This window comes from Anaerosporobacter sp. (assembly GCF_965301125.1).
Window position 1 is genome coordinate 6,106 of record NZ_CBDLAM010000108.1, and the last position, 7,112, is coordinate 13,217.

General features: G+C 32.4%; 5 protein-coding genes and 1 pseudogene. All 6 read right to left on the reverse strand.

The window, feature by feature from the left end; all coding sequences use genetic code 11:
* The coding region (locus ACW2QF_RS12275) for a hypothetical protein (RefSeq protein WP_455716294.1) at positions 1–336 on the reverse strand (336 nt) is incomplete at its 3' end.
* 536 nt (positions 337–872) lie between these two features.
* Entirely contained in the window at positions 873–2,426 is a 1,554-nt protein-coding gene (locus ACW2QF_RS12280) for a lipopolysaccharide biosynthesis protein (RefSeq protein ID WP_455716295.1), read from the reverse strand.
* 308 nt (positions 2,427–2,734) lie between these two features.
* Positions 2,735–4,534, reverse strand: a complete 1,800-nt coding sequence (locus ACW2QF_RS12285; protein WP_455716296.1) for a glycoside hydrolase family 13 protein — start codon at positions 4,532–4,534, stop codon at positions 2,735–2,737.
* A 25-nt stretch (positions 4,535–4,559) separates the two neighbouring features.
* Entirely contained in the window at positions 4,560–5,405 is an 846-nt protein-coding gene (locus ACW2QF_RS12290) for a sugar ABC transporter permease (RefSeq protein ID WP_455716297.1), read from the reverse strand.
* A complete protein-coding gene (locus ACW2QF_RS12295) occupies positions 5,406–6,293 on the reverse strand; it encodes a carbohydrate ABC transporter permease (RefSeq protein WP_455716298.1) in 888 nt (295 codons plus the stop codon).
* Positions 6,294–6,329: 36 nt separating this feature from the next.
* Positions 6,330–7,112, reverse strand: a pseudogene (locus ACW2QF_RS12300) (extracellular solute-binding protein); the annotation flags it as partial.

A 7,112-nucleotide genomic window follows, 5' to 3' on the forward strand; every position in this document is an offset into this window, starting at 1 on the left:
ATATTTATTTGATTTAGGAGATTCATTTGAAAATATGATGCTATTATGTCCTCCTTTATTTTGTTCTTCTGTTATTTTTCTTTCAGTATCTAAATATCTTACAGCAATATTTCCTAATGCAGCTTGCATTTTTTCTATTATGTCTATTTGTTCTTTTAAATCATTTTCCAAATCATGCGTATTTTTTAATAAATCTGAATATATTCTATTACTAAATACTGAATTGTTTGATATAGAAATTATTTCTTGCTGTATTTCTTTTAATCTATGAGCTATGTCTGCTTGTTCAATAGAACATTTTTTCAAACAACTAACACTTACTTTATATTCTGTCATTATCAATCTCCTTCAAACTTATTATTTTAAGATATTATTACTACTGTTTATTTTATAATCAGTATTTTTCATATGTAATTTTTCTTTTCATAATAGCAATTAATTATTTTTCATAACTTCAGAATATAAAAGTCAAAATAACTTAATTAATATATAAATTATACTCCCATATACTGCAATGACTTCTCCCAATAAGCAGCTCTAGTTTGATCACCTAGTCTATTTTTGCTTCTAAATCTTTGTGATAATAGTATTAGATTTTTCAATCAGTTCCCTTATATTTTACTTGTTTTAAACAATTTTCACTATGCTTTTTCTTAAAGTAAAACAGACCCATTCCCTCGACAATAATCATCCAATATTTATTTAAAAACCTTGACCCTTTAAAACTTTTCTTGCGAATTAGTGTATAGATAATTGCCATTTTAAGCACCTCTAACTCTCGTGGATATAGATTGCACGGAATTTCCGAGATTTTAAACACATTTAGTGCAAATTTTTTTGACTTTCAGAATGACAATACTGGGCCTTTCCAATTATTCTACAATTCGGTTATTTTTTCTTAATAACCTATTCTGTATCATTGCCTTCACCATAACTCTTTCTTCCTTATTAAGTACGATTAAATAATTGATACCATATCCAATCAAGCCACATGCTACAGCACTTATCGCAAGTAAAAACCATGTATTAGAAGGGACAACCATTCTAAATAGAGCAAAGGCAACTAATATTATAGTTGAAGAAAACATGCCTCGTAGTAACGGCTCATAGAATGTCCACCATTTTTGTTTCAAAATCTTAGCCGCATAAATTGGCGCGAAAAAGAAAACACGAGCAGTTAATAAAACACTACTTACTAATTGTATTGCATATACTCCTAAATTCGTATATTTGCACAAGACTATTGATCCAACAATATTAGCAACACCAATTCCTAAAGAAACTAGTACCGATACTTTAAGCTTGCATGTAATTGTATTAACCGTATAAAGCGGCATTATGTAAACATCAAAAATTGTTTGCGCCAATATCATAATTGACAAGATTTGCACCGTCCAAACTTCTTTATCTGTTAAAACTCTAAGCCATAAACCTAAGAAATCATATCCAAAAGCTATAAAGCCTAATATTGGGACCGAACAGATAAAGCCACAAACTTTTATAGCACTTTTAACGTATTTAACGAATTCATCCATATCACCTTTCGCATAAATTATTGTCATCTGAGGACTAAATGAATCAGATACAATCCCTATAATAGTCATAATATATGATGGAATTGTCTTTGCAAACCCCATAAGAGTCATTGATGCTGCATCAATATAGATATTTGTAAGTAACATATCGCAACCATTAATAAGTATGGTAGACATTTGCTGAACGGAACTCCATACTCCTACCCTCATAAGTTCAAATACCGATTTTTTATGTACAGAAGATTTTGAAAAACGTAGTTCTGGTACTAATTTTCTTGTATTATATGCATTCGCAACGGTAATCCATAGTCCGCATACAAAATGTGCCATTCCTACATACCAAACTTTTGGAGCAAAACATGTAAAACAACCAATTAAAATAAATGCCTTCATAATTACATTTTCCATATTAATTCTGCCTGATATATCTAGTCGATTTGCAGCATAGGCTCCTACACTATAAGGATTAGTAACTAGAGAAACTAAGAAATTAGTGAAAATAAATACCCATAATAACTTAACATCAGCTAGATTAGCAGAAGGTACTTTCAGAAAATATTCCAAATAAAACACACACAAAATTGATGGAAGTAATAAGATTAACGTAACAACAGCATTTGCAACAATAACCGACGAGAAATAACGTTTTGCCGCATCATAGTCTTTATTCGCAAGACTAATTGTAATATATCTATTGAGCATCGTATTCAACCCTATTGTAAAGATAGTGACATAATTAATTGTTTGATAGGCTAAACTAACAAAACCATAGACTTCTTTTCCTACATGCTCTGTAACATAACGCGTTAAATAAAAATTTATCGCTAAATTAACAATAAATGTTAACATTTGTATTATCATATTCATCGCTACTCTTTTTTTACTATCCACTTTACTTCCTCCATACAATCATCAAGTTTAGTCATTTAAGATAAGTTGATATTATACATCACTATTTCAACTAATTTTGTCTATAATTATCCTTTTTTAACATAAATTAACTCCTAGTATACCATAAATTTCTTGTTTTTCAATCTTAATCATTTGAGATTTCGTAAATTTATTAGCTTTTACTTCACTTCAGCTTATTTATAAACATAAAATTAAAAAGCACTTAGTCCTATGCTAAAGTAGGTTTCAATAAAACCATTCCTCAACATTGGACAAAGTGCCACTTTATTACTTAGTTTCAAACATTATTACTTACTTGCAAACATTATTACAAATGAATTAGGATCTAATTCACTTAAAGTGAAACTATTAGTCAGAAGAACTGAATCTTTACTAATATCACTTTTTATGCTTATCTTTTCTAAAGAACCATTCAACCAAACCAACAATCTACCCTTATTAGTAATTCTCTCAAGGCAAATGACATCTTCCTTATCTACCTTAGTAAATCCAAACGCATCTCCAGCTTGAAGATACTTCTTCCTTATAGAAATTAATTCCTTTACAAGTTCTTCTATGCCTTCAATCTTACTCCATGGCATTGCCTGCCGATATTCATTCTCTTTAATTCCCTCTATCCCTTTTTCATCTCCATAAAACACACTAGGGACACCTGGAAACATTAATAGGAAAACAAGAGCTAGTTGGTATCTTCTTAAATCTCCATTGCATAAGGATAAGAATCTTGGTACATCGTGACTATCTAACAAATTCAATTGCCCTAATGAAATGTTCTTTGGATACCGCAAATACATCTGTTGCATGCACTCTTTGAATTGCTTACCATTGATCTCTCTAAGTGCAAAGAATTCTCTACAATGCTTCCTAAAATCATAATTCATTGTAGAATCAAAGGTATCTCCTCGTAACCAACTTAAAGAATTCTCCCACACTTCACCAATTAATACAGATTGGGGATTTGCTTCTTTAGCTGCCTGTCTGAATTTATGCCAGAAGTTACGATCAATTTCATTGGCAACATCAAGTCTCCAGCCATCTACTTTGAACTCCTTTAACCAATAGGTACAAACCTTAGCAAAGTATTCTTGCACTTCTACATTAGAAGTATTAAGCTTAGGCATCTTTCTCTCATAGGCAAAACACGAATAATTAGGAAGTTCTTTCTCATCCTCTGGCCGAATCACCGGGAAATCAAGTTCATAAAACCAATCCTTATATCTTGATTTTTCCCCATTCTTAACCACATCATCAAAGGCGAAGAAATACCAACTACAATGATTGAATACGCCATCAATTATAATACGCATATCTCTTCTATGTATCTCATCCACAAGATTATGAAAATCTTCATCCGTTCCAAAACAAGGATCAATATGATAATAATCCAATATATCATACTTATGACTCTCACCTGCCACAAAAATAGGATTCAAATAGATACAAGTAAATCCAAGTTCCTGTATATAGTCAAGATTCTCTATAATTCCTTGTATTGTACCTCCAAGTCGTGATTTGCTAGTTGTTTGGTAAGTATCGGTAACCATACTGCTTTCAAGACCTTCTTGTCCATCAGCCCTTACTTCAATTTCTAATAGCTTTGGTTTACCAGATAACGCTCTCTTACCACTAGCAAAGCTATCTGGAAATATATTGTAGACAATAGCATTCTTAAACCATTCCGGTACATCTAGAATCTCTTCTCGTAAAATAACAGGATATTGATAATATTCACTTCGTCCTTCAATAATGTGATTATCAATTGTAACGTCTGCTAATTTACGTGTGAATTGATCTGCATAATAATAATACCATTCATCGTCTTTTTCTAATTTAAAATAATAACATATACGATTATATGTACTTTCAACATTCACCTCATAGTATGTATATAAAGAATCCTCTCCAATATTTCTCATTGGTAATGGACTAAATCGTACTGGTGTACAATTACATGCTCTGTCTCCATAATAGAGTGTACATGCAGTCAAATCATTCTTTCCTGTACGAATACGAATTGTTAAACTATGTTCACTCGTGGCAAATGCATACTGTGATAACGGTATATGTAAAATTGCACTTTTGTTCATATGACCATTCCTTTTCTTTTCTTTATTATCCTTTTACGCCACCTGCTGTCAAACCTGATACCATATACTTTTGAATTGCGAAGAAGATTACAAGAATTGGCATGGACACCATAATTGCCGCCGCAGTAAACATCGGCCAACTTCTAGTATAATCATCTGCCTGTAATTGATACAGACCTCCTGCTAAAGAGTAGCTTTTATCATTTAGTAAGAATGTAGTTGCAAATAAATATTCATTCCATACAAATATTAATACCATTACCGAAGTTACTATAATAGCTGGTAATGCCAATGGTAATATAATTTTAGTAAGTAATTGTCCATTACTTGCTCCATCAATTTTGGACGCCTCTTCTATTTCTATTGGTATTGTATCGAAATAGCCTTTCATATTCCAAATGCTAAAGATACACATACTTCCAGCATAGATAAGAATTAGTCCTCCTTGTGAATTCAAAAGATTGAGTGTTTTAAACAATCGAAAGATTGCAAACATGGATAAAATCTGTGGAAATGCATTTAGCAAAAGTAATAATAGTAAAATTTTTCGCTTTCCTCTAAACTGAAATCTAGAGAATGCATAGGCAGCTACTATCGCAAATCCCATTGCTATAACCATTGTTCCAACACTTAGAACTATTGAATTCTTAAACCATAATAAAAATGGTTTTTCCCGTAAAACCGCCTCATAATTCTTAAGTGTAAATGAGGTTGGTAATATGGACGCATTGGAAGATAAAGCACCTCCATCTCCACTCACAGATAATGTCAACGCATATAATATAGGTACCAAACCGATAAAACAAATCGTTATGAAGAATACATTAAGTGCAAATAAACCAATTCTTCTCTTTATTTTCTTCTTTGACATCTATGCTTCCTCCTTTACACCACGGTTTGTATATAGCGAACATACGATAATAATCAAGAATATAATTATCGATACCGCTGATGACAAACCATAATTATTGGATACAAAGGCATTCTGATGAGCATATGTAATAATCGTCTGTAAGGTTGAACCTGTTAAGGAACCTTTTTGTAATGTCAGCAAATAGATAATATCGAATTGCTTAAATGTTGTAAATGTAGTCATGATCACTGCCGGAGCAATAATTTGTTTAATAGAAGGTATTGTTATGTATAGATTCTTAACCATAAACCCTGCTCCATCTAGTGTCGCACTTTCATAATAAGAACGATCTATGCTTTGAAGTGCACCATCAATCATCATAATCATAAATGGTAGAGCCATCCATAGATTCAAAACCATACATGATAGGAACGCTGGTACATTTTCCGATAAAAAGTTCATCTTTCCTAACCCTAGTGATACCAATATCTTATTTAACAATCCAAATTCCGTATTATAGATTCCAACTCTCCACAGAAGAATGGATACATATGCAGGCATTGCCCAAGGAAACATCAATAGCGTCTTATATAATCTGCTTAATTTAAGCCCTGGGGCATTAAGCCCCAGTGCAATTAGATATGCAACAACAACTTGAATTACCATATTTATCATGGTCCAAATCACCGTTGTAAAAACTGCCTTAATAAAACCAGAATCAATCTTAAGCAACGCTCTTTTGTAGTTTTCTATTCCGATAACATTATAATCAAACCAATGGAAGACATTCATATTAGTCAAAGAGATATATCCTGTATATAGAATTGGGAAGACAATAATTATACTAATAAGAATTAATGCTGGTGCGGAATAAAGCCAAGGTATTATTTTCTTTTTACTCTTCATACTGTCTTTCTCCTTCTGTTAAAACGATTGCATTAATTATTGCATATCTTTAATGGCTGTTTGCGCATCCTTTTGATAAGTATCAGCTGCTTTATTTACATCTTCTCCTGATTTATTAACAGCTGCTAATAAACTTTCAGCTGGTCCCCACATTACAGACATCTCAGGGATATTAGGCATAGGAACTGCCGTGGAAGCTGTTTCCTTCATTGCAACTACCATTTCATTAGCAGCTACATCCGCATCATCATAGGATTTGCTATTTGCTGGTGCACAATTCGCTGTCTTAGCTAATGCTACTCCTAATTCTTGTTCTGTTATAGAAGTTAGCACTTTTGCTAATGCATCTTTCTTAGTATCTACTGCATGTTTTAAAACTCCAACTCCTTGTATACCTGAATATGGTGCAAGAGGATTACCATTAGGTAGTGTAAAACTTGCTAATGATTTAATTCCCAAATTAATACCCGCTTCATTAATTCCAGCTACTAACCATGGTCCACCAATGATAGCTGTAGCTTTTGATTCGTTAAATAATGTTGTAACTGTATTGTAATCACCATCTGCTTCTAGATCAGCAAATTTCTTGTTATATGCAATCGCATCTTTTGTTGCTTGGTCATTTAAACCTGGTTTTGCATCTTTGTCTATTATATAGCCGCCAAATCCATTGATATATGGTGACACATTATAAGCAGTTGAATGTTGATTTACTACTGCATACGTACCCTTCTCTGTATCCGTATGAGCTACCATATAATCATATAAAGCATCTGTTGTTGTAGGTACCTCACCTTCCCAAAGATCCTTGTTATACAT

Excerpts from the sequence above, each read along its gene's own strand:
- ACW2QF_RS12295 (WP_455716298.1), bottom strand. The coding sequence starts at position 6,293 with ATGAAGAGTAAAAAGAAAATAATACCTTGGCTTTATTCCGCACCAGCA.
- ACW2QF_RS12290 (WP_455716297.1), bottom strand. The coding sequence starts at position 5,405 with ATGTCAAAGAAGAAAATAAAGAGAAGAATTGGTTTATTTGCACTTAAT.
- ACW2QF_RS12285 (WP_455716296.1), bottom strand. The coding sequence starts at position 4,534 with ATGAACAAAAGTGCAATTTTACATATACCGTTATCACAGTATGCATTT.